This is a genomic window from Winogradskyella pacifica, from assembly GCF_013403915.1.
GTDB classification, from domain to species: Bacteria; Bacteroidota; Bacteroidia; order Flavobacteriales; family Flavobacteriaceae; genus Winogradskyella; species Winogradskyella pacifica.
Genome location: NZ_JABFDI010000001.1, coordinates 394,093 through 417,697, shown reverse-complemented (window position 1 = coordinate 417,697; position 23,605 = coordinate 394,093). Strand labels below are relative to the sequence as shown.

Below are 23,605 nucleotides of genomic sequence, written 5' to 3'. Positions count from 1 at the left end.
TGTTATCCTATAGTATTAAATGCTTTTTGAAAGAAATCACCAAGTAATGGTATCTTATTAAGTTTACCTGTTATGGCTCCGTATATGCCATAGAGATATAATACTGAAAAAAAAATCCAAAAGGACATGCTAATCATCATACTATCTAAACTGCTAATAACAAAAGCAATAACGATGTACATTAAACCTAATCCTAAACCCTGTTTAATGTGAAATGCTGTAAACGGATTACGCTTGTCTTTATTCATAAAAAACGCAATTAAAGTGCCAAATAAGGTTAAGTAAGCAACTAAACCTAAAGTTTTACCTTCGTCTATTGTATTTTGATCCATTATTTTAAAACAATTTTATCGTTAGCGATAATACCATAAGTTTCACCTTTAAGCGGTGTTCCTAAAAAAGCACTATTCTTAGAACGCGATGTAATATTATTAATACCAAACTTGTAAGTAGAATCAGGATTAAACAACGTTAAATCAGCAATTTCACCTTCATTAATCGTGGTGTCTGAAATTCTAAATCTAGATTTTCCTTGTGTTAAAAGGCTTATAGTTTTCTTAGTGGTAAATAGTGTTTGCAGCGCACCAAAAGCCGATTCTAATCCGATAGTTCCGTATTTCGCATAATCGAATTCAATTTTTTTATGCTCAATGTCAATAGGGTTATGATCTGTAGTCACCATATCAATAGTGCCATCTTTTAAGCCTTCAATTAAAGCCTCACAATCGGGCTGTGTTCTTAATGGAGGAAGCACTTTATAATTGGTATCAAACTCTTCTAAAACGTCGTCGGTAAAGATTAAATTATGAATAGCAACACTACAAGTTACGTCTAGCTTTTTAGCTTTTGCGGCTCTAATCAATTCAACAGATTTTGCAGTTGAAATGGTAGGTATATGAAGTTTGCCTTCAGTATATTCTAATAAAAATAAATCTCTAGCTACTTGTAATTCTTCTGCTAATGCAGGATTTCCTTTTAAACCTAATTTGGTGCTATTAATATGTTCATTGACGACTCCGAGTCCCGAGATTCGAGATTCTTGTGGGAATGAGCATACCAAACCATCAAAATTACTTGCGTATTGCAATGCAATTTTCATAAGATTAGGATTAGAAATTGGGTTTTGATAATCATAAAAAGCAACGGCTCCGGCATTCGTCATATCAAATAACTCAGCTAAATCCTCACCTTTGCTTAATTGTGTTAAGGCACCAATAGGGTAGAGGCTTACCGCATTATTTTGAGCTTTAGACTTTACAAATGTGATATCCGCATAACTATCAATTACAGGAAAAGAATTAGCGTTTAAAGCCACAGCTGTAAAACCAGAATTCGCGGCTGTTTTTAATCCATTAGATATGGTTTCACGTTCTTCATAACCAGGTTCTCCAAAAGATACACTACTATCAAACCAACCTTGCGATACATGCAAGTTGTCTAGTATTATTTCTTTATAATTTTTAGGATTGGTAATGTGTTTAGCGATCTTGGAAATACGACCTTTTTCAATTAAAATATCAACCGTTTCATTGTGAAAATCACTTTTAGAATCAACGATGGTTGCAGATTTTATGAGTGCGTTCATTTAAGATATTTTAGAAGTAACATTTCTACTATTAAAAATGCTAGTGCAAAAATAACAAACCATTTCCATAGCGCATTAACATTTGTGCTACTTTTTATAGTATTAATGGTCGTTTCTAAGCTATGATCTACTGTAGCATTATTTAAAGTACTTAAATCGTAGTAACTTAAGTTGCTTTCAACTCTATTGTAATTGAAGCTTAAATTTTGAAGAATAGTCTCCTTGTTCTTTACATTCAGAATGCCCGCTATATTCGGAAAATCTTCAGTTTCTAAAACGACAGATTTACTATATGTTTTTTGAAGCGGAATAACTGAAGTCTCATCTAAATCTAAAGTTAAAATATCATCTTGACCAATAGCAGTCTGAATTGCAATCGTATTGGGTTGCCCAATGGTATAATATAATTTTGACAGTTTTAAACTCTGTAATCCCATATTATATAACACAGGAATTATTAATTGCGAATTTTTGAAGTTTGAGTTTTCTGAGTTTAATGCTGAAGAAAACGCGTATGCATTTGTGTTTCCTACTAAAAATGGAGAGCCATCTTCATAAGATAAAACGGCATTTGAATTTGAAGAAAAACCATACGACTTTTCTACTTTAGGATATTGAAAATTAGTGACTTTAGAATAGAAAGCATTCGCTAAAAGTGGATGGTCATAGTTAATGCTCGTAATTTGTTTTTTATTTGGATTCTGATTACCAAAAGCATTAATGTTTAAGTCGCTAAATATTTGATTATAAGTTTCTAAGTCTATGTTGTTTGAAGGGATAATTACTAGTTTGCCTCCATCATTTTTAAACGCTATTAAAGCTGTTTTTAAGGCATTTGAAATCGCGTTCAGTTCATTTAAAACAATGAGATTCTGCTCTGGAATTAAATTAAAATTAAGCGTATTTATTTTGAAGCTTTTATAGTCAAACTCATCATCCGTGTAAATCCGATTTAAGAAAGAATCATCAGCATTTTCATTTATAGTCAACACCTTAATTTTAGGTTTGGAGTTGATATTAAAATAAAACGAATTATCATATTGCAAGCCTGCATCATCAATCACCAATTTCCCGTTTATTAGTTTATTGTTGGCTATGGTAAATGTTGTTTCAGCGTCGTTTTCAATATCTACAGCACTTTTAGTCAGTAACACATCATCATTAAATAAGGACACAGAAACATTTTCAATTGCAGCTGTAGCGCTAGATAATTTTACATTTAAATCTAATGTTTCCGCAGTAGAATTGGAAACATAAATACTATCAATACTAATATTTGTAGCTAAGGTAGATTTTGGTTGAACCAATTTGAGTTGAATGGTACTATCGTTTTCAAAATTCAGAGGGGTTTCAGTTTGTTGAAAATCGGATACTAAAACTAAATTTCGTGTTGCAGCAGATTGATTAGAAAGCAATTGTTTCCCTTTTAAATAAATAGCATCATAGTTGAGCTGCGTTGGTGAATGTGATAATTGTATTAAATCATTTTTTAATGCTTTTACCGTGGTGTTTCTATACGTCGCATCGTTAGTAAATAAACTGATAGATTCATCTTCTGGTAAGGTGTTGATGATATCTTGAATCGTTTCATTTAGCAAGGTGCCATTACGACCATTAGCTTGCATGCTAAAGGAATTATCTAAGTAAATAACCGTTTCTTGAGTGTCGTTAAAATCTTCAGTATTCGGAATAAACGGTTGCGCAAATGCAATAATGACACAAGCCAAAAGCAGCATACGCGTTAATAGTGTAATCCATTTTTTTAGCTGAGAACTTTTACGAGTTTGAAGTTTTACAGATTTTAAAAACTTAACATTGGTAAATTCAACTTTCTGAAATCGTCGCAGTTGAAATAAATGTATAAGAATAGGAACTACCAGCAAAAATAGTGCGTAAAGTAATTCTGGGTTTTTAAACTGCATGCGTTGTTAGTTGTGTTTGCTAATTTACAATGGTACTATTCTGTCAGTTTGAGCGCAGTCGAAAACCTAATGAAAATTTAGTTCAATGCATTTCGACTGCGCGCAATGTGACATTTAGTTGTTAAGCCACTTTTTTTACTCTTCAAATATATAGAATGCTTAGTGATTACCTCGTTCCGCTTTTGAGAATTTTAACAGAAAAAGAAATAATCAATCATCGGTTCCATGTTTTTGGTTTCAAAATAACTTTTAATCTCTTTCTGAGCTTCAGAATTAGCTACAGTTACAATACTTTGTGGTTGCTTAAGTTCTGCTAAATAATCAAAATTATAAAGTTCTTGGTCGTATATGTGTTTTCCTATTTTCTTTGGGTTATCGCAAATCCAATAAAACGGAATGTTCTCTTTTAAAAGGATTTTTGCTAAAGTTTTTCCTTTGTGTCCTGCACCCCAAATTACTAATGGTCTCGTCTTATCATAATTCAACTCTAAAAAATAATGGACTTTAAGATCTAGAAAGGAATTTTCGGCATAATGTTCGTGGGTTCTAGAGGTTCTTGTACTGTAATCTCTCCAATGAAGCAGCACTTTATCGCAAGGAATACATGTATAACCAGCTTTGTAAAACCGGAATGCTAATTCATAGTCTTCAGGATAGATATTAGAATTAAACCCGTCACAAGCGTCAAAGTCATCGCGATGCAACATCCAACACGGAGAGGGAATAACGCATTCTTTATAGATTTCTGAATAGTTTTCACCTTCAACAGTTAAAGAATTTAACCATTGCTCATAACGTGCAAAGCCATCACTTAAGCCATCGGCTCTAAAATATTTTACTTGTCCAACAGCTAAATGTTTTCTACCGTGCTTTTCAAGATTGCTAACCATGGTTTCAAGTCGGGTTGGAGTCATCATATCATCACTATCCATTCTTGTGATGTAAGTTCCGCTACTTTGTTTATAGGCTGTTTGTAATGCGTCTATAATTCCACTGCCTTCGTTTTTATAAAGTTTTATTCTAGAATCGGTTTGTGCATGACTTTCAACAATTTTATATGAATTATCATCAGAATGATCATCAATAAAAATAACTTCCCAATTCGTATGTGTTTGATTTAAAATTGACGTAATACATTCAATAATAAATGCTTCTGTGTTTTTAAATGGAACGACGATACTAACTAAGGGTTGTGACATACTGCGAATTTAACAAAACCTTTAGGTTTTTAATAGTAACACATTGTAGATTTGTGCGTCTATTAAAAAAAATAAAATTTTTAACATGAAGAATTATTTTGCCATTCTTGGCTTAAGTATCGTTTTAGTCGGTTGTGGATCTGTAAAAACATCAGTAGATGATTTAGCCGTAAGCCATCCTATAGAAACAGCATTAGATTTAACTGCTGTAAATAATGATCGCGTACCAGTAACTATTAATCCTGGTCGTTTTACCACTGAAACCGTTACATATAGATTGCCTAGAGTTGTACAAGGAAACTATTCAGTTAGTGATTTTGGAAAGTATGTAGACGATTTTAAAGCCATCGATTATGATGGAAATGAACTTGCCACAATTAAGGTAGATGACAATACTTGGACCATTGCTGATGCTACAAAATTAGATAAACTTCAGTATTACGTTAATGACACTTTCGATGTTGAAACCGTTGGTGGTATTGGAGGAGAAGAGCCATTTTCGCCAGCAGGAACAAATATTGAGGCGGATAACTTTGTGTTAAACCTTCATGGTTTTATAGGGTATTTTGACTCATTGAAGAATGCTCAATATGCTGTAGATGTTACTGCACCTGCTGATTTTGTTAGAACTTCTGCATTAGAAGAGAAAGGTACTAAGGTTAGTGCGGATGGTAAATCCATGACAACGAGTTATTTTGGTCAACGTTATTTTGATATTACAGATAATCCAATGATGTATGGAAAATTAGATGTTGAAGAATTTATGGTTGGTGATATAAAAATTGTGTTAAGTCTTTATTCGCCTAATCAAAAACATACAGCCGAGAGTTTAAAGGAAACTATCTTTAAAATGATGGAGGCACAAAAAAGCTATTTAGGAGATATAAATAGTACACCACGTTACGATATTTATTTGTACTTATCTAGAGGCGGCGAGAATGACCCTAAAGGATATGGTGCTTTAGAACACCACACGTCAACTGTAGCCGTATTTGCCGAAAATGAGAGTTCTGAAAGTCTAAAAAAATCATTGGTAGATGTTATTGCACATGAGTTTTTTCATATTGTAACTCCTTTGTCTGTACATTCTGAAGATGTCCATTATTTTGATTATAACAAGCCTACATTTTCTAAGCATTTATGGATGTACGAAGGTGTAACAGAGTATTTTGCGCAACACTTTCAAGTATATGAAGATCTAGTAGATAAGAGTTCGTTTTACAATACATTATATTCTAAAATCAACATCTCTAAACGTTGGGATGATGCTATGAGTTTTACTATTATGAGTGAGAATGTATTGGATGCACCATATGCTGACAACTATTATAATGTGTATTATAAAGGAGCATTAATAGGAATGTGTGTGGATATATTAATGCGAAATGAAAGTGATGGCAACAGAAGTATGTTATCCTTAATGAAAGAATTATCTGCAAAGTACGGAAAGGATAAGCCTTTTGAAGATGATAATTTAATTGCTGAAATTACGGCTATGACGTACCCAAGTGTTGGAGAGTTTTTAAGAACACACGTTCAAGGTGATTTACCAATTAACTATAATGATTATTTAGCATTGGTTGGTTTAACTTTAGGTGAAACAGAAGTAGAAACTAATTATATTTTTGCTGGTGGACAGAATATTATTTTTGATGGTGACCAAGAAAAGGGAGCAATTTTCTTTTCACCAATGGCTTTAAATAACTCTTTTTGGAAAGCACAAGGTATTGTAGCTGGTGATGTTATTAAGAACGTAAATGGAAGAGAATTAACATTAATAAATGCAAATGATGTTATAAAAGGTATGTTTGAATGGAAAGAAGGAGAGGAGATTACGATGGACTTAGAGCGTGATGGAAAACCCGTATTGATAAAGACAACATTAACTAAAGCTTATGCAGCAGGTGAATCTATTATAGAAGATGAAAACGCCACAGAAGCACAAAAAGTGTTGAGAACAGCTTGGTTAAAAGGATAGATATATTTTAATAAAAAGGTATAAAGCTGATAGACGATATGTTTATCAGCTTTTTTTTGCAAAATTATTATTCTATGGTAAAATTAAAGGCACTTCCTTTTCCTATTTCTGAAACTACAGAAATCTGCCCATTAAGTTTTTCAACTAAGTTTTTTACAGTACTTAAACCAATACCTGTATTAGATTTAGTAAAATCGTTTTTTATCGTTTTAAATATTTCAAAGATTTCCTCTTGTTGATTCAAAGGAATACCGATACCATTATCAATGACACTAAACTTATGATGCGTAGGTAGTAATTGGTATTTAATTTCTACTGAAGGGTTTCTTTTGTCATTGTATTTTAGAGCATTATCGACTAAGTTTATTAAAATTTGAGATAATGCAGCCTTATTGACGTTTTTTACTACAACATCACTAAATAAAAGTTTCACATTATCGGAAATAAGAATATGCTTAATATCGTCAGCTATTTCACTTAGTTTAATATCTTCTTTTATTGATGTAAGAAGTTCGTCTGCGCTGTAATACATTAAAATACCATCAATGTAATCTTTAAGAACTGTTGTAGAATCTTCAATATAATCTAGATATTGAAGTGAATCGTCAGAGAGGTTATTTTTATTTTCTTCTTTTAATAAATCGGTTAAGGCTATAATATTTGATAAAGGAGATTTTAAATCGTGTGAAACAAGACTAGCAAAAGATTTAAGTTGTGTGTTGCGTTCTTCTAACTCTCCTTTTATTAGATTTAGATTGGTATTCTTTTTCCTTAATTCTAAAAGATTAACAACTTGTTTTCCTAAGGTTTTAAGAGCTTTTATTTGGGACTCACTTAGTTCTCTAGGAATATGGTCAAAAATACATATTGTGCCTAGTTTAAATCCTGACGGATCTAATAACGGAACACCAGCATAAAACACAACATTTTGTTCTTCAAGCAATGGGTTGTCCACAAAACGCATATCTTCTCTAGCATCATTTACAATAAAGATGTCATCTTCTAAAATGGCATGCCCGCAAAATGAAAGTTCTCTAGGAGATTCGTTAAAAGAAATTCCGTAATGAGATTTAAAAAAATTGCGCTGTTTATCAAGTATAGTTATTAGGGCAATAGGAACATCACAGATGGTTGCGGCCAGTTCTGTTAGATTATCATAATCGCTTTCTGGTAGTGTATCTATAATGCTGTACGACTTTACAGCGATTAGACGTTCTTCTTCATTTGTAGGGAATTTTGGGGCTTTCATTCTAAAAAAATTAAGTGTTCTAATATAATTACGTAGGCTGTGGGTATATGGACTTATTAACTGATATTAATGTATATAAAGATTAATATTTTGCGGATTTTCCTTTAGCAAGCGAATTTTCAATAAACTCACGTAAATCGTCATTCGCTTTAATTAAATCGTCATTTCTCAAATACATCATGTGTCCACTTCTATAGCCTTTAAATGAAAAACGATCCTTCATTTTTCCGCTAGGATCAACTTGCCATTGCGAATACTTAGCAGAAAAATAAGTGGTTGCACCATCATAATATCCAGATTGTGTCAACACTTTTAAATAAGGATTTTGTGCCATTGCTTGGCGTAAATTCTCTCTAGTGTTATCATTAGAGTTATCCCATCGGCCTGTGTTACCAAACACATTGTATTTAACGTCTGTTTTAAAGCCTAATTCATTCTGAATATAATAATTAATAGCCGGAGTAAAAGAATGTAACCATGAGGTGAGTTCTGCACTATAATCCGGACTTGTACCAGTTTCTACTCTGTCTATTCCGATATATCTAGAATCTAATCGTCCTATCGTCTCTCCGGTTTTATCTCGAAGTAATTCTTTCCAGAAAAAACGATTTGGAACATCTAAATTTTGTTGTGTAATTACTTTTTCCGACAATCCAGAATAATAACTCATCTGTTTTGCAATGGTTTGCTTTTCATCATTAGAAATTGAACTACCTTTTGCGAGTGCAGGCATTAGATCATTAATCGCAAAATGTTCAACCTCAGGTAGTATTTCAAGTAAATCTTTATTTTGTAGTGTAGGGTTTAGCATTTTATGATACCAAGCAGCAGCGGTATAATACGGTAAATTTAAGCTAGACGCTAATGGTCCGCCAACTCTTAAAACCTTATAATCTGCAGGAGACACCATAATTACGCCATTTAAATACATCCATTGATTATTCTGTAATTCTAGCGATAATCCCATGACACGCGTACCTCCATAACTTTCCCCGATAATGTATTTAGGTGATTGCCATTTGTTATGTCTTGTGGTAAAGGTATTCATCCAACTCGCCAAATATTTAATATCAGCATTTACTCCGAAAAATAATTTATCGTCCGGCATTTTACCTTCTTTATCAGCTACTTTTCTAGAGTATCCCGTATTTACAGGGTTTATGAATACAATATCGGCAACGTCTAAAATAGAATTAGGATTATCTTTTACGCCGTAAGGTTGTACAGGGTAGCCTTCAGTATCAATATTAAGAACTTTTGGTCCCGTATACGCAATATGCATCCAGAGTGAAGCAGAACCTGGCCCACCGTTAAACGAATACACAATTGGTCTATTCTTGTCTTTAGCGTCGTTAGTTCTTTTGTAATAGGTATAATAAAGAGAGGCAATCACTTGACCCTCATTATCCCAAACGGGTTGAAATCCTGTTTCAGCTATATAATTGATTTGTTTGCCTTTAATCGTAACAGAATGGTTGGTTATGAGGGTTGTATCTGTAGGAATTTTTAAATTTTGAGAAAAGCAAAAAGTAAAACTAATACACAAAAGAATAATGAGACGATTTTTCATATGGATTGGATTTATTTTAATAAGCTTAAAGATACTAAAACGAAAACTGAATTTAGAACCTTTCAAGCGGACCTACTCTTAAGTTAATATTTACAAATGTTAATTAAAGCTCAAAGACTTTAACTGTTATAAACCTGATTTTCTTGCTCAGCAACTCTTATAAAGGTTGTGCGTTTTGTTAACTCTTTTAAACGTCGTGCTCCAACATAAGTACACGTGCTGCGTATACCTCCTAAAATATCTTGTAAAGTGTCTTTAACATCACCTTTGTATAGGACTTCTACTGTTTTGCCTTCGCTAGCTCTATACTCTGCAACTCCGCCAACATATTTATCCATAGCAGTCGCAGAACTCATGCCGTAAAATTGTTTAAACTGTTTGCCGTTTCGCGTTATAAGTTCACCACCACTTTCTGTATGACCAGCAAACATACCACCAAGCATTACAAAATCAGCTCCTGCACCAAAAGCTTTAGCAACATCACCAGGAGTTGCGCAGCCACCATCGCTAATAATTTGTCCTCCTAAGCCATGAGCCGCATCTGCACATTCTATTATGGCAGATAATTGCGGATAACCAACTCCGGTCTTAACGCGCGTTGTACATACACTACCTGGACCAATACCGACTTTTACAATATCTGCACCAGAGAGCAATAATTGTTCTACCATTTCTCCTGTAACGACATTACCTGCGATAATTACTTTGTCTGGATATAGTTGTCGTGTTTGTTGTAAAAAGTTTACAAAATGTTCTGAGTAACCATTGGCAACATCAATGCATATAAATTTTAATTCTGGGTGACTTTTAAAAACGGTTTTTAGATTTTCAGCATCCTGAGTTCCTATTCCGGTACTAATGGCAATGTAATTTACAATGTCTTTTGGTGCTGTATTCAAAAATGTATCCCATTGTTCTGAAGAATAATGCTTATGTATTGCCGTAAATAATTTTTGCTCTTTTAAAGCTAAAGCCATTTCAAAAGTACCAACAGTATCCATATTGGCAGCCATTATAGGAATACCGGTCCATGTAGATGTGCTATTCAAAAAAGTGAAATTACGTTCTAACGAGACTTCAGATCTACTTTTTAGTGTAGAGCGTTTTGGACGAATCATGACATCTTTAAAGCCTAATTTTATATCGTGTTCTATATGCATCTTTGGGGAGTATTTGGTAATACCCAAAAATACAAGTTCTTTGAAAAAGGAAGTTTGTAATTATGTTTGTCTTACAATGTTTTATTAACAATTGTTTATAGCAGAAGAATTAGTAAAACTGACTGTATACTAATACTGTATGTACTCATAAAACAACAATTAGCTTTTGTGTAATATTTTGAACAAAACGCTAAAAACCTTCAAAAACTCCGAGTCCAAATAATGCAAAATCATATTTTACAGGGTCGTTAGCATCTAATTTTCGTAATGCTTTATCTAGTTCGGCTAAGGCTTTACCATCATTTTGTTTTCGTTTCAATAAGCCTAATTTCCGAGCCACATTACCAGAATGAACATCTAAAGGACAGCTTAATTGCGATGGAGATAATGATTGCCAAATCCCAAAATCTACTCCGGTATTGTCATTTCTTACCATCCACCGTAAAAACATGTTAATTCTTTTTGCTGCAGAATTTTTAAGAGGATCACTAACATGTTTTTGTGTGCGCTCTAAATGTGGAATTTCGAAGAATACTTTTTTGAAGTGATGAATACTATTTTGGAGTGAACCTTTATCAGAATGCGATGAAAACACAGCTTCTAAACCATGGTGTGTTTGGTAAATGTATTTCAAGCTTTTTATAAACTGCATAAAATCATTACCATTAAAAGTACGATGCACAAAAGGCTCTAAACGTTCTAAATCGGTTTCTTCATGTTGTGTAATGAACTCAAAAGGGGAGTGGTCTAGTAACTCCATCATCATATTTGCGTTTTTAATGATGCTCTTTCTATTACCCCAAGCAATGGTTGCTGATAAAAAGGCAGCAATTTCAATATCTTCTTTTTTTGAGAATTGATGTGGAATTTGAATTGGGTCACTCTCAATAAACTTAGGATGGTTGTAAAGCATCACTTTTTCGTCTAAGAAATCTTTAAGTTCTGATGTTTTAAGTTTCAATTTTATGATAGGATTTAAGTGTAAAAATAAAGCTTCTTTATAGAATGAAAATGACGATAAAAGTTAAATTTGTTATAGTATTATTGAAGAATTCGCTTCAAAATTAAATAAACCTAGCTAAAATCTGTTTATGATATAAAAAGATAGATAGTTAATAAAATAAGTCAAGGGGCTTCAAAAACTGTAATCTATAACAACTACAAAGAAAGAACGGATGACGAAAACCTTTAACGTTTTTTAGCAACTAGACCTTCTTATATTTTATGGGAAAAATTTAAAAAGAGTCATTTACTGCTGTCTATAATTTGGGGATTCTATTTGCTTTTTGAATTAATCGCAATCTTTGATTTGTTAGTGCAGTTTAATATTGTGACTTTGATTTCTCTTTTACTTTCAATTTATGTTACCATTAATATTTGGAAGTTTGATGGTCGCTTCTTTCTGTCAGGGATACCATGGTTTGTGGTTGCCATCTTTCGTTCGTTTAATGAATTGGGTTCGGTTTTTGTAAATGAGGATTATACGTTTGTTTTAATATTTTTACTGATATACACTTCAGTTCTCACTTTAGGTATCTATTTAATGTATACAATAAGAAAGCATGTGATTCATTATATAAAGTGATTTAAACCTATTTTAAATGAAGAAGGGGAAATTAAATATGAATAGTAAAAACATAAACCCTCTTTTAAATTTGAAGACAGATGCCTTCAATTACAAATAAAAACGAAGAAATAATTTGTAATGGTGATCGGTATGCAGGAAAATAACCACGATGAATGTCATCGCTTTCGACCTGAGTTCCTAAGTGATTTTCACTTAGAGTTTTATAAGCCCTTTTATCTACAATATGCTGCCATATTTTAAATTCTTTAAAGTTTTTTGAAAATCGTTTTTTAAAATTAAAAAGGGAATCTTCTTTACTTCCTTTTCCTCCACCTAAATTAAAATACTTGTAACCTTTATTGGTTGCTTGAATGCGCATTTCATCAATAATTAATTTGATGGGTTGAAGTTCCAAATAATCTTCATTAACTCCCGATAAATGATATTGTACAATACGACCTGTTTTTAAAAATATGGCACCTGCAATAATTTTTTGTGTTTTGTTATGTCTACAAAGCATTAATTTAGAATTAATGTCTTTACTCGTTAAAAGTTTGTAATAGTAATCGGTATCAAAGAAGTAACTTTCATCTGCATCAATACGTTCCATAGTGTTTGCATAGAGCTGCATGAAGGTTTCTAGATGTTCTTCAATATTGCCTTCAAATACAGAGCAAGACCTGCGCGATTTGTTTAAATACGTTTTTAGTCTTCTATTATATTTTGCTCTTTGGAGGTCAATAGGTTCTGTTAAGTCGATATTAACCACTTTGCCAAGAGGTGTAATTTTACCTAAACCATCAAGAATTGATTCAGACTCTTCTAAATAAGGATGGAGTCTTGAAAATACGGCTATAATATTATTTTTGAAAAAGTAGTCGTTTAGCTCTTTATGAAAATCTGCTTTGTTGAATTTTGCTTCAATATGTATTTTTAAAATACCGACATACCCATAAACAGACGTGGCGTCTTTATATATGGAATTTTCAATATGTCGCACGAGAAGAGGTAAAACCAATGCTGTTAGTCCATCTGTATATTTAATAAGTACAGGTGACTCTTCATCATTTTTAGAAAGATGGTGATAATCATAGGTATGGTAAAAGTCTGCATGCTCAACCATAGCGAGCTGTGCACTCCATTCTTTCTTATCAGTTATGATTTCAATCATTTTGATAAAAATTTAATATCTAATTATTTGATTAAAGTTAATGAATTATTATCGTTAAACATTTAGTTTTTAATAATTTAAATATTTTATTAGTGTAGAGTAGAGGTAATTTACAGGAACAAAAATAAGCTCTTTACTAGTTCTAAAACTACAGTATTACTTTACAGCTATCATACTAATTTCAACATTTACAAACTTAGGTAAGTTAGCGACTTCAACGGTTTCTCTAGCTGGAGCAGTCGCTTCGTTAAAATATTTACCGTAAACCTCGTTGATTTGCTTAAAGTTATTCATGTCACTAATAAATATAGAAGACTTAATAACGTTTTCAAATGTCATGTTAGCAGCTTCTAAAACCGCTTTCATGTTTTCCATTACTTGTTTGGTTTCGGTTTTAATATCATCTATAACTAATTCCATCGTTTCAGGATGCAACGCTATTTGTCCTGAAGTGTATAATGTGTTTCCTGATAAAACGGCTTGATTGTATGGACCTATTGGTGCTGGTGCTTTTGTGGTGTTTATTATTTTTTTCATAACAATTCCCAACGAAATGGGCTTTTTATTAATGGTTAGTATTGTTACAAATTTAGTAATACAATTTCATTTCAACAAGTTGAATAAACCAGTCTTGGAGACATGCCGAACTTACTAAGATGAGAAAAAATTATAAGTGTTATTAGTTCTATTTATAAGATAAAACTTAAAGTATACAGCCCGTTTTAATTACCAACTTGTTGGTCTGGTTGTTTTCGTTTATCGTATTTTAAATCTTTAAGTAAGTTAGATTTTATACCAATAAAGAAATTCCAAGAACTTCGGTCGCTAAATGGTATCCACGAAAAATTCATACGCCAACTTAATAAGTCGCGTTCAAAACGTAATTGTGTATAGGTAAATCCTTGATTAAGGAAATCGTACCCAGAAGATGCGCCAAGACTCCATTTAGGAGATATATCTACGTCTCCAGAGAACATTAACGAATGCGAGGATATCGCATCTTCGCGTCTTGTGTTTGTATAGTTTGCCGAATATGCTAGTCTTAAACTCCAAGGCATTTTGTAGTTGTAGAATTCGTTGTTTTCCTGCTCTTCTTTATCTGTATCTTGATCGGAGAGTCGTTTATCAGCAAAATCCTCAGACCTGCCAAATAAGTCGTCTGTCCGTCCTCCAGATCGTGCAGATTCTTGGGCTGATGCTCGTTTTTCTTCAGATTCACCACCAGAGAAACTATCGTTAGACAAGGTGTAACTCATATTAACGTTGGCAGATGTTAACCTAAAAAGACTTCCTCCGTTGTCTACATTAAAAGTATTTACAACGTTATTATTGCTGTCTAACGCATAAGGGTTTAATGTCATACCAAAGTTTATACTCATTTTTTTATTCAAAATTTGAGTACCACCACTCACGCGCACAGGACTCCAATTTAAAGAATCTGCAGCGATATCATAAGCAGTAGAAAAATTCAGGTTGTTTAATAAAAATATTTTTTCAGGTTCGGTTTTTGTAGAATCCTTAGAACGAATCTTTGCCTCTATGTTGTTACCTATAGACATACCAACACTACTAGAATAGCGATTACCAGGACTACCGAACAACGAGTTTTCAAAACGTGTATATTCTACCTGGTCAGAAGTAGTACCATCGGCATCAACAACGTCGTAGGTTTCATAATACTGATCAAATGCAGGATTAATTGAGTAACTTAACGACGGTCTTATAACGTGTCTTATCGCTTTTACTTTTGCAGTTTTATCTTCGTTTTCTAAATCATACATACCATATATAGTTGTACCAACACTTGCTCCAACATTATAAGTTAAGAAACGATCAAAACCATTTTGATTTATGGTTACAATATCTTCATTTGCCGAATCGTAAAAACGTTTAATTGTTTTTAATGTCCAAGTTTCTTCAAAATTAGCATTGGCACTCACACTAAAATAATCAAAGACCTTAAAGTTAGTGGTTATTGGTATGCTATGTTTCATTCCGGTTATAGCATCATCAAACATTTCACTTTTACCAAATAAAGAGTCATTTGTTTGAATGTTATATTCCCCTCTAGACGTCATCTGGAAGTTAATATTATGAATAGCTCCTTTTTTCGTTCCTGTTTTTGGTGCAAACGGATAAATTCTACCCATAGAAGCTTGCATCGTTGGTAAGGTTAAATTAATATCGCCAGTATTTGTGTTCTGATTATGAGTTGCCGTTAAACTTAAATTGACTTGCGGTTCGCCCGCAAATGTTTTGGAATACGACACCGATGATGCTAAAGTGTTATTTAAAAAATTAGCCTGATTTAATTGGTTAATAGATTCTTGGTAATAAGAACTACTTCCTAAGTTAACAGAGGCTGAAAAACGAGAATTGGGATTCGCCTTACTATCTTGGCTATGCGACCATCTAAGGTTGTATACTGTACTTTGAGTAAAGTCTGGAAACCCACGCTCTTCATTTAATAAGTTTTCATATCTAAAACTCACATTACCTCTATATTTATAGCGTAAGGCATAGTTGTTTTCTACGCGAAAACCATAACTACCATTTGTGTAATAATCACCAAGAAGTGCTAAATCTAAGTAGTCACTAATGGCAAAATAGTAGCCACCATTTTGTAAATTATACCCCTTGTTACTATCTTCTCCGAAAGTTGGGAAAATAAGACCAGAGGTTTGTTTCTTTGTCATTGGGAAAAACGCAAAAGGCAACGCAATTGGTGTTGGAATACCATATATTTCCATATAAGTTGGTCCTACAATAACCTTCTTATTAGGAACCATTTTCATTTTGGTCGTTACAAATTGGTATTCTGGATCTTCTTCATTTTCAGCCGTAGTAAAGCGACCGTTTTGCATAAAATAAACCGAATCGTTTTCTTTTTTAGTTAATGGGGAATACACCTTAAAACCTTGTTGCTCAGTTCTAGAATTAAAAACTAACGCTTTTTTAGTTTCGGTATTAAAGACAATAGAATCGGGCTCAATAACATTGTCTCCTTGTTTAAAAACAGGACGCTGAGAGTAGCCTGTAGAATCCTTTAAACGACCTGCATAGACTAGGTTTTTGCTATAGTCAATGACAATAACTCCAGCTTTAATTTCCATGTCTTGGTAGAGTACTTCAGCTTCGTTATATAAATAGATTTTTTTCTTTTTCTGACTTAAGGATACATAATCCGAAGCTTTGTATTTTACAGTACCTTCTAGTAATCCTTTTTGTTTTACAGAATCTTTTTTTGTAGAATCAACCTCCTTTATGTTTACAGGAGGTTTAATAATGGAGTCAATTACAACAGTGGCAGAATCCTTGCGTTGCTCTATCGGAATAGTTCCGGTCTTTTTTGGTAATTCTTGAGCGAAGCTAAAAGTGTTGATAAACACTGTAAAACTCAAGAAAAAAAGTATGTATAAGCTTTTTGTATGCAATGCTTTTAAATGTATTTTTGTAAAAGTATGGCTCGGTTTTTGAAACGCCAAAAGTACAGCTATTTTTTTGTGATTAATTTATTAAAATTAGAAATAAAAAAATACTGTTTCACTAATTGACACGACGTAATAAACTGAGATTATAAACCGTTAAATCAAATATGCAAACGACACTAAAACCTACAATAGTATTTTCGATCCTTTTATTTATAAGTACTTTAACATCTTATACAACTTTACATGCCCAAGAAGAAAAGTTTGTGGTAGTATTAGATGCAGGGCATGGAGGCGGAGATTCTGGTAATGTTGGTAATGGACATAGCGAAAAAAATATTGCGCTTAAAATCACACTCGAAGTCGGTAAGGAGCTTGAGAAAAATCCTGATATCAAAGTTATATACACACGTAAAACTGATGTTTTTATTGCTTTACACGAACGTGCCAATATTGCAAACAGGGCAGATGCAGACTTATTTGTGTCCATTCATTGTAATGCACACAGCTCACAAGCTAGTGGAACGGAAACATTTGTTTTAGGTGAGAAAAATACAGGACGTAATTTTGATGTAGCCAAACGTGAAAATGAAGTGATCTTTTTAGAGGAAAACCATGAAGAAAATTATGCGGGATTTGATCCTAGTTCTCCAGAATCTACCATAGCTATTGGTATAGAGCAAGAAGTCTATGTAGAGCAAAGTATCGTTTTAGCACGTAAAATTGAAGATAGTTTTGTAAATAAAGCCAAGCGAAAAAGTAGAGGGTTAAAACAAGCGAGTTTACTAGTTATTAGAAATACCTATATGCCAAGTGTTTTGGTGGAGGTTGGATTTTTAACCAATAATAGTGAAGGTAATTACCTTAATACTAAAGCCGGACAATCAAAAATGGCGAGTGCTATAAAAGCAGCGATAATTGATTATAAAAAAGAACTCGATCAAAACGTTGGAAGCCATATTTTACATGTTGAAGCAGAAACGATGAAAGAAATAGAAGAAACGCCTAAAATTATTAAAGACGTGATATTCAAAGTTCAGATTGCTGCGAGTTCTAGAGAATTGGAAGCCAAATCTTATAATTTTAAGGGACTCGCTGATATTTCACGTGAAAAAACAGGTCAGATTTATAAATACTTCAGTGGAAAAACTTCCGATTACAATAAAGTGAAACAACTTCAAAACGAAGCTAAATTAGCGGGTTATTCAGGTGCTTTTATTGTAGCTTATAAAGATGATAAAAAAATTGATGTCGCAGATGCGTTAAAATCTGATTCTAATTAGAAACATTATTAATATATTTATTCCTAATTTTGTTAGCAAACTAAAGAAAACGCCCATTGAAAGTTTCAAGAGAAGTAAAAACAGCAATATTAGTGTTAGCTGGTATCGCTTTTTGCATATACCTATTTACATATCTTAAAGGAGAAGACCTTTTTGATAGCTCAAACACTTATTATACGGAATTCGATTATAATGCCTTAAGCATGTCCTCTCCCGTAACTATAAAAGGTAATAAAGTAGGGAAAATAGAAGAGATTAAATACGATTTCGATTCCGGGAAAACACGAATTTCATTCTCTGTAACACCAGAATTAAAATTTTCTAAAAACAGTATTGTTCGCTTATACCAAGATGGTTTAATGGGGGGAAACGCCTTATCTATTATTGAAGCAAATGATGGGGTCGCAGCTGAATCGGGTGACTTTATTAAATCGGAAGTGAAACCAGGAATGATTTCGTCCTTAGAAAAGAATTTCTCAGGTATTAGTGAAGATTTAGGGACAACCCTTCGTTCTTCAGATACCTTACTTACCAATTTAAATGCCTTAGTGGTTGATGAGTCCGATGATGGTTTAAAACAAACAATTGCCGAACTAAACGCTACACTAAAATCTTTTAAGAATGTCGCTTTTAAAGCAAATTCACTTATCAGTGATAACGATGAGAAAATTGCTTCCGTTTTAGATAACTTTGACAAAACGAGTGCAGAACTCGCCATTTTAATTAAAGATCTAAACGATGCTAACCTTTCTAATACCGTTAAGAATCTTGATGAAATGGTTTTAAAACTTAATAAATTAGCTACAGGTCTAGAAGCAGGTGAAGGTTCAATAGGAAAACTTTTAAAGGACGATGCACTATATGATAACTTAGAAAATGCATCAAAAGAATTGCAATTATTACTCTTAGATATTAAGCTTCATCCAGCAAGATACAGACGTATTTTATCTAAAAGAGAGATTCCGTACGAGGAACCGACGCAAGAGGAGTTAAATAATAATTAGACCCATCAATCATGGAATATTTACCGAATATCATTTTTGCAGTTATCCTAATATTAGGTATTGGTTATTTTGTTAGAAATATCAAAAAAATAATTCGAAATATAAAATTAGGTCAAGAAGTTGATGCTAGTGATAATAAGTCTCAACGTTGGAAAAATGTAGCCTATATTGCTTTAGGTCAGAGTAAAATGGTGAAACGACCTGTCTCTGGGTTTCTTCATGCTATTGTTTATGTTGGGTTTATCATTATAAATATTGAAGTTTTAGAAATTATAATCGATGGTCTTTTTGGAACGCATCGTATTGGTCAACAAGTTTTACCAGAATGGTTATATGGATTTCTAATTGGTTCATTCGAGATATTATCTGTTTTAGTTCTGGTTTCAGTAATCGTGTTTTGGCTACGAAGAAATGTAATTAAAATTAAGCGTTTCTTAAGTTCAGAAATGAAAGGTTGGCCAAAGAGTGATGGAAATATTATCCTTTATTTTGAAGTTGTTTTAATGTGTTTATTCTTGGTAATGAATGCGACTGATACCGTTTTTCAGACTGCCGGTTCTGGTAATGTTATCTCACAATTTATAGCACCTTGGTTTGACGGTTTATCAGTTGGAACACTTTATATTGTTGAAAAAACCGCTTGGTGGTTACACATTGTGGGTATTTTAATTTTCTTGAATTACTTATACTTCTCAAAACATTTACATATTCTTTTAGCATTTCCTAATGTATATTTAGGAAGGGTAGAGCCAAAAGGGAAATTCAATAATCTTGATGCAGTTACGGCCGAAGTAAAATTAATGATGGATCCGGATGCAGATCCTTATGCAGCACCTGCAGAAACTTCTGAAGACGACGTACCAGCAAAATTTGGAGCGAGTGACGTTATGGATTTAAATCAGATTCAGTTACTCAATGCGTACACGTGTACAGAATGTGGACGTTGTACAAGTGAGTGTCCTGCAAATCTTACTGGTAAAAAATTATCTCCGCGTAAAATTATGATGGATACGCGAGATCGATTAGAAGAAGTTGGAAAAAATATTGAAGCTAATAAAGGAAAATTTGTAGACGATGGTAAGCAATTATTAGGCGACTATATTACAAACGAAGAACTTTGGGCATGTACCACATGTAATGCTTGTGTAGAAGCTTGTCCGGTGAGTATAAATCCTCTATCCATCATCATGGATATGCGTCGTTATTTAGTAATGGAGCAAAGTGCTGCACCAATGGAGCTGAATAATATGATGACCAATATTGAAAATAACGGAGCACCTTGGCCTTACAACCAAATGGATCGTTTAAATTGGAAAGACGAATAGTAAAAATGTTTAAAGGTTAAAAAGTTGAAATGTTTAAATGTGATTAATATTTCAGATTAATCTAATAGATAAACGCGTTAACAATTACACAATTAAACGATTAAACGTTAAAGTATGAGCGAGCAACTAAAAGTGCCAACTATGGCAGAAATGATGGCAGAAGGTAAGCAACCAGAAATTTTATTTTGGGTAGGCTCTGCTGGTAGTTATGATGATAGAGCAAAGAAAATAACCAAAGCCTTTGTAAAGATTTTAAATAAAGCAAATGTCAATTTTGCCGTTTTAGGAACCGAAGAAAGTAATACAGGGGATGTTGCAAAACGCGCAGGCAATGAATTTTTATTTCAGATGCAAGCCGTTATGAATATTGAAGTGCTTAACGCTTATGAGATAAAACGAATAGTGACATGCGATCCACATTCTTTTAATTGCATTAAAAATGAGTATCCTGGTTTAGGTGGAAACTATGACGTTATCCATCATACACAATACATACAAGAACTGATGAGTGCCGGGCGTTTAACTGTAGAAGGAAATACGTATAAAGGCAAACGAATTACGTTTCACGATCCTTGTTATTTAGGAAGAGGAAATGGTGTTTACGATGCACCAAGAGATGTTCTTAAAAAAACCAATGCTACTTTGATAGAAATGAAACGCCATAAAGGAACAGCTTTATGTTGTGGCGCTGGTGGAGCACAAATGTTTAAAGATGCAGAGCCCGGAAATAAGGAAATTAATGTCTTAAGAACAGAAGATGCTATAGAAACCCAACCCGAAATAATTGCTACTGGTTGTCCATATTGTAACACTATGATGACTGATGGTGTAAAGTTTAAAGAAAAAGAAGGTGACATCAAAGTCATGGATATTGCAGAGCTCATTGCTAATGCATAATAGGATAAGGTTGTGGGAAATAATATTGAAAAATTACCGATAAAAAAGCGGATTATTTTAGGTGCTGCCATTGGTTTATTTTATGCTTCATTAATGGCGGGTTATGACTATTTTACCGACGAACCATTTTCTTTGCCAAAGTTTCTATTTAATGCTTTCTTTTTTGGATTGGTTATGAGTTATGCATTTAGGTATAAAATCACTAAAAATAAAGGTTAATAATATGTTTATACAATGAACTTCACAAATCCTCAAATACAAACAGAAGACTTACCTAATATTGAAGACGTTGTCTTAAAGCCCATTTCAAAATCATATTTAAAAATTATCACACTTAATAGACTCGCTTTTTATAGTCTTATTTTAGGTGCTGTGTTTGGTTTAAAATACCTCATTAAAGAAGACGGTTTTCAAGATAATTTTTGGTTGGTGTTTATTGGAGTTATAGTGATTTGCATTGCAAATTTTATCATTTCTATTTTAGCATTTAAAAAACGTAAATATGCTGTTCGAGGTTACGATGTTATTTATGCCAAAGGTTTAATTATTCATTCTATAATCACCGTGCCTATTTCTAGAATACAGCATGTTGAAGAATCTAGAAGTTGGCTGGCAAGACACTTAGGATTGTCTACACTGAAAATATTTACTGCAGGTGAAGCCGGAAGTGATCTAAGTATTAAAGGACTTCAGCACTTAGAAGCAAAAGGTATCAACGATTTTATTAGCGCCAAGGTTAATGGAAATAACTGATTTTTCGCAACCTATAAGGCAATCGACTAAAGGCATTATCGTGATTTTTGCCTTCAACTTAGTGACATTTATTAAAAAGTTTTTCGTGCTATTCATTGCCTTTGGAGTTTCAATATTTAGGAATAAATCCATAGGAAATATTACTCCTACAATGGTTGTATTGGCATTAATTGCCGTATTAATTACTATTCTCATCATTGCAATTTTAAAATATCTCAATTTTAAATTTCATATCCATAATGATGATTTTCATTTAGCAACAGGAATCATTAATAAGGATAATACGATCATTCCAAAATCAAAGATTCAGAACGTCTATATTAAACAAAATTTCCTGCAACAAATTATAAATGTGGTTTCCGTAAAAATTGAAACGGCAGGGGATAAAAAATCTGAAATTGAAATTAGCGCTTTAGATAAGCCAACAGCTTTATTATTAAAGAAAAAACTATTCAATAGGGCCACTAGTACAAGTGGGGAGCCAGAACCAAAAGACGCTCTTAAAGAACCAGAGGTGTTTTTTAAGGTAACACCAAAACGATTGTTTTTAGAAGGCCTATCTCAAAATCATTTTAAGAGTTTTTTGTTGATATTTACTTTTTCTTTCGGTCTGTACAGTGAATTTAAAGATTTTCTAAAAGAATTAGAATTAGAGAAACATGTTGAAGGTATGGTAGAATTAGATGAAGCCACTATTCTCAGGTTAATAATCACTAATGTAATTATTGTCGTAGGGGTGGTGTTGATTTCATTCTTGTTTTCAATTGTTAAAACATTTATTATTAATTTTAATCTCGAAGTTGTAGAACATCAAAAAACAGTAGAAATCAACAAGGGACTTTTTAATAAAGTGTCTTTGAGTTTAACACCGAGCCGCATTCAAAATCTGGTAATCACAACTAATCGTATTAAACAATATTTCGGGTTACATACCTTATCTGTAAAGCAGGCGATGGTTAATGTAAAGCAGCAGAAAAACTTCAATATTGTTGCCTTAGAAAAGGAGCAGCTTAATTATTTAGTAAATAAACTCATCTCCAATTATAATGAAAATCAAGGAGAACTTGCCAAACCAAAACCGTATTATATGCGGATATCTGCTTTAGAAATGCTAGTTTTTGGTAGTGTTATTAATGGTTTGTCATTGGCTATATTCGGAATAGAAATGTTGTGGATTAATACTGTCTTTATTCCTCTTGCAGCGTTATACATTTATTTTGCTTATAAAAAAGCCTATTATAAAATTTCAGAAAACTTTGTAACTATTGGTAGTGGAGTGATTGATACGACAACTAATATTTTAGAGATTCATAAAATTCAAGGAGTAAAGTTAAAACAGACTATTTTTCAAAAACCTCGAGATATTGCTTCACTTGTTATTTCAACCGCTTCAAAATCCGTAACGATTCCATATATATCAAAACAAGAAGCCCTAACTATTTATAATTTCTTGTTATATAAGGTAGAATCTCAAGATAGAGATTGGATGTAAAACCGTATTTTTACAATCAGAA

19 protein-coding genes are annotated in these 23,605 nt (G+C 32.9%); 8 read left to right on the top strand and 11 right to left on the bottom strand.

Annotation, left to right across the window (positions count from 1 at the left end):
* Positions 1-2: 2 nt before the first annotated feature.
* The 4 genes from HM984_RS01760 to HM984_RS01745 form a co-directional block, all read right to left on the bottom strand.
* A complete protein-coding gene (locus tag HM984_RS01760; RefSeq protein WP_115808625.1) occupies positions 3-332 on the bottom strand; it encodes a magnetosome magnetite crystal formation protein family in 330 nt (109 codons plus the stop codon).
* A complete protein-coding gene (locus HM984_RS01755) occupies positions 332-1,585 on the bottom strand; it encodes a dihydroorotase (protein ID WP_179347870.1) in 1,254 nt (417 codons plus the stop codon). Before HM984_RS01755 ends, HM984_RS01760 begins: the two co-directional genes overlap by 1 nt.
* Entirely contained in the window at positions 1,582-3,507 is a 1,926-nt protein-coding gene (locus tag HM984_RS01750) for a BatA domain-containing protein (RefSeq protein ID WP_179347869.1), read from the bottom strand. Before HM984_RS01750 ends, HM984_RS01755 begins: the two co-directional genes overlap by 4 nt.
* A 191-nt stretch (positions 3,508-3,698) precedes the next feature.
* Positions 3,699-4,706: a glycosyltransferase gene (locus tag HM984_RS01745; protein WP_179347868.1), complete on the bottom strand. Its 1,008-nt coding sequence runs from the start codon at positions 4,704-4,706 to the stop codon at positions 3,699-3,701.
* A gap of 85 nt (positions 4,707-4,791) precedes the next feature.
* On the opposite strand from HM984_RS01745, the gene HM984_RS01740 reads away from it, so the two are divergent.
* Positions 4,792-6,684 (top strand): M61 family metallopeptidase, encoded by a 1,893-nt coding sequence (locus HM984_RS01740; protein ID WP_179347867.1) that lies wholly within the window; start codon positions 4,792-4,794, stop codon positions 6,682-6,684.
* A 67-nt stretch (positions 6,685-6,751) separates the two neighbouring features.
* On the opposite strand, the gene HM984_RS01735 is transcribed toward HM984_RS01740, so the two are convergent.
* From HM984_RS01735 to HM984_RS01705, 7 genes are all read right to left on the bottom strand, one after another.
* Positions 6,752-7,933 (bottom strand): sensor histidine kinase, encoded by a 1,182-nt coding sequence (locus HM984_RS01735; RefSeq protein WP_179347866.1) that lies wholly within the window; start codon positions 7,931-7,933, stop codon positions 6,752-6,754.
* Positions 7,934-8,015: 82 nt separating this feature from the next.
* Positions 8,016-9,503, bottom strand: a complete 1,488-nt coding sequence (locus HM984_RS01730) for a S10 family peptidase (protein ID WP_179347865.1) — start codon at positions 9,501-9,503, stop codon at positions 8,016-8,018.
* A gap of 119 nt (positions 9,504-9,622) precedes the next feature.
* Entirely contained in the window at positions 9,623-10,663 is a 1,041-nt protein-coding gene (locus HM984_RS01725; RefSeq protein ID WP_115808632.1) for a GMP reductase, read from the bottom strand.
* Between the two features lie 190 nt (positions 10,664-10,853).
* Complete coding sequence (locus tag HM984_RS01720) at positions 10,854-11,576, bottom strand: TIGR02757 family protein (RefSeq protein WP_179347894.1); 723 nt, start codon at positions 11,574-11,576, stop codon at positions 10,854-10,856.
* Between the two features lie 736 nt (positions 11,577-12,312).
* Entirely contained in the window at positions 12,313-13,401 is a 1,089-nt protein-coding gene (locus tag HM984_RS01715; protein ID WP_179347864.1) for a peptidoglycan bridge formation glycyltransferase FemA/FemB family protein, read from the bottom strand.
* 156 nt (positions 13,402-13,557) lie between these two features.
* The gene (locus tag HM984_RS01710) at positions 13,558-13,938 is read right to left on the bottom strand and encodes a RidA family protein (RefSeq protein WP_179347863.1); all 381 of its coding nucleotides are present in this window, start codon (positions 13,936-13,938) and stop codon (positions 13,558-13,560) included.
* 185 nt (positions 13,939-14,123) lie between these two features.
* Positions 14,124-16,886: a putative LPS assembly protein LptD gene (locus HM984_RS01705; protein WP_179347862.1), complete on the bottom strand. Its 2,763-nt coding sequence runs from the start codon at positions 16,884-16,886 to the stop codon at positions 14,124-14,126.
* A 110-nt stretch (positions 16,887-16,996) separates the two neighbouring features.
* On the opposite strand from HM984_RS01705, the gene HM984_RS01700 reads away from it, so the two are divergent.
* The 7 genes from HM984_RS01700 to HM984_RS01670 all read left to right on the top strand — a co-directional run bounded on the left by HM984_RS01700 (position 16,997) and on the right by HM984_RS01670 (position 23,583).
* Positions 16,997-18,112, top strand: coding sequence for an N-acetylmuramoyl-L-alanine amidase (locus tag HM984_RS01700; RefSeq protein ID WP_179347861.1), 1,116 nt, complete (start codon positions 16,997-16,999; stop codon positions 18,110-18,112).
* A 56-nt stretch (positions 18,113-18,168) separates the two neighbouring features.
* Positions 18,169-19,116, top strand: coding sequence for an MlaD family protein (locus HM984_RS01695; RefSeq protein ID WP_179347860.1), 948 nt, complete (start codon positions 18,169-18,171; stop codon positions 19,114-19,116).
* Positions 19,117-19,127: 11 nt separating this feature from the next.
* Positions 19,128-20,441, top strand: a complete 1,314-nt coding sequence (locus HM984_RS01690; RefSeq protein ID WP_179347859.1) for a 4Fe-4S dicluster domain-containing protein — start codon at positions 19,128-19,130, stop codon at positions 20,439-20,441.
* A gap of 114 nt (positions 20,442-20,555) precedes the next feature.
* A complete protein-coding gene (locus tag HM984_RS01685; protein WP_179347858.1) occupies positions 20,556-21,338 on the top strand; it encodes a (Fe-S)-binding protein in 783 nt (260 codons plus the stop codon).
* 12 nt (positions 21,339-21,350) lie between these two features.
* On the top strand, positions 21,351-21,557 hold the full coding sequence (locus tag HM984_RS01680) for a hypothetical protein (protein ID WP_218844998.1): 207 nt from the start codon (positions 21,351-21,353) through the stop codon (positions 21,555-21,557).
* A gap of 15 nt (positions 21,558-21,572) precedes the next feature.
* Positions 21,573-22,091: a PH domain-containing protein gene (locus tag HM984_RS01675; RefSeq protein ID WP_115808650.1), complete on the top strand. Its 519-nt coding sequence runs from the start codon at positions 21,573-21,575 to the stop codon at positions 22,089-22,091.
* Positions 22,078-23,583, top strand: a complete 1,506-nt coding sequence (locus HM984_RS01670) for a PH domain-containing protein (protein ID WP_179347857.1) — start codon at positions 22,078-22,080, stop codon at positions 23,581-23,583. The genes HM984_RS01675 and HM984_RS01670 overlap by 14 nt, the downstream gene beginning before the upstream one ends.
* The last annotated feature ends 22 nt before the right edge of the window (positions 23,584-23,605 follow it).

Coding starts and splice junctions, on each gene's coding strand:
- HM984_RS01760 (WP_115808625.1), bottom strand. CDS start 332: ATGGATCAAAATACAATAGACGAAGGTAAAACTTTAGGTTTAGTTGCT.
- HM984_RS01755 (WP_179347870.1), bottom strand. CDS start 1,585: ATGAACGCACTCATAAAATCTGCAACCATCGTTGATTCTAAAAGTGAT.
- HM984_RS01750 (WP_179347869.1), bottom strand. CDS start 3,507: ATGCAGTTTAAAAACCCAGAATTACTTTACGCACTATTTTTGCTGGTA.
- HM984_RS01745 (WP_179347868.1), bottom strand. CDS start 4,706: ATGTCACAACCCTTAGTTAGTATCGTCGTTCCATTTAAAAACACAGAA.
- HM984_RS01740 (WP_179347867.1), top strand. CDS start 4,792: ATGAAGAATTATTTTGCCATTCTTGGCTTAAGTATCGTTTTAGTCGGT.
- HM984_RS01735 (WP_179347866.1), bottom strand. CDS start 7,933: ATGAAAGCCCCAAAATTCCCTACAAATGAAGAAGAACGTCTAATCGCT.
- HM984_RS01730 (WP_179347865.1), bottom strand. CDS start 9,503: ATGAAAAATCGTCTCATTATTCTTTTGTGTATTAGTTTTACTTTTTGC.
- HM984_RS01725 (WP_115808632.1), bottom strand. CDS start 10,663: ATGCATATAGAACACGATATAAAATTAGGCTTTAAAGATGTCATGATT.
- HM984_RS01720 (WP_179347894.1), bottom strand. CDS start 11,576: ATGCTTTACAACCATCCTAAGTTTATTGAGAGTGACCCAATTCAAATT.
- HM984_RS01715 (WP_179347864.1), bottom strand. CDS start 13,401: ATGATTGAAATCATAACTGATAAGAAAGAATGGAGTGCACAGCTCGCT.
- HM984_RS01710 (WP_179347863.1), bottom strand. CDS start 13,938: ATGAAAAAAATAATAAACACCACAAAAGCACCAGCACCAATAGGTCCA.
- HM984_RS01700 (WP_179347861.1), top strand. CDS start 16,997: ATGCAAACGACACTAAAACCTACAATAGTATTTTCGATCCTTTTATTT.
- HM984_RS01690 (WP_179347859.1), top strand. CDS start 19,128: ATGGAATATTTACCGAATATCATTTTTGCAGTTATCCTAATATTAGGT.
- HM984_RS01685 (WP_179347858.1), top strand. CDS start 20,556: ATGAGCGAGCAACTAAAAGTGCCAACTATGGCAGAAATGATGGCAGAA.
- HM984_RS01675 (WP_115808650.1), top strand. CDS start 21,573: ATGAACTTCACAAATCCTCAAATACAAACAGAAGACTTACCTAATATT.
- HM984_RS01670 (WP_179347857.1), top strand. CDS start 22,078: ATGGAAATAACTGATTTTTCGCAACCTATAAGGCAATCGACTAAAGGC.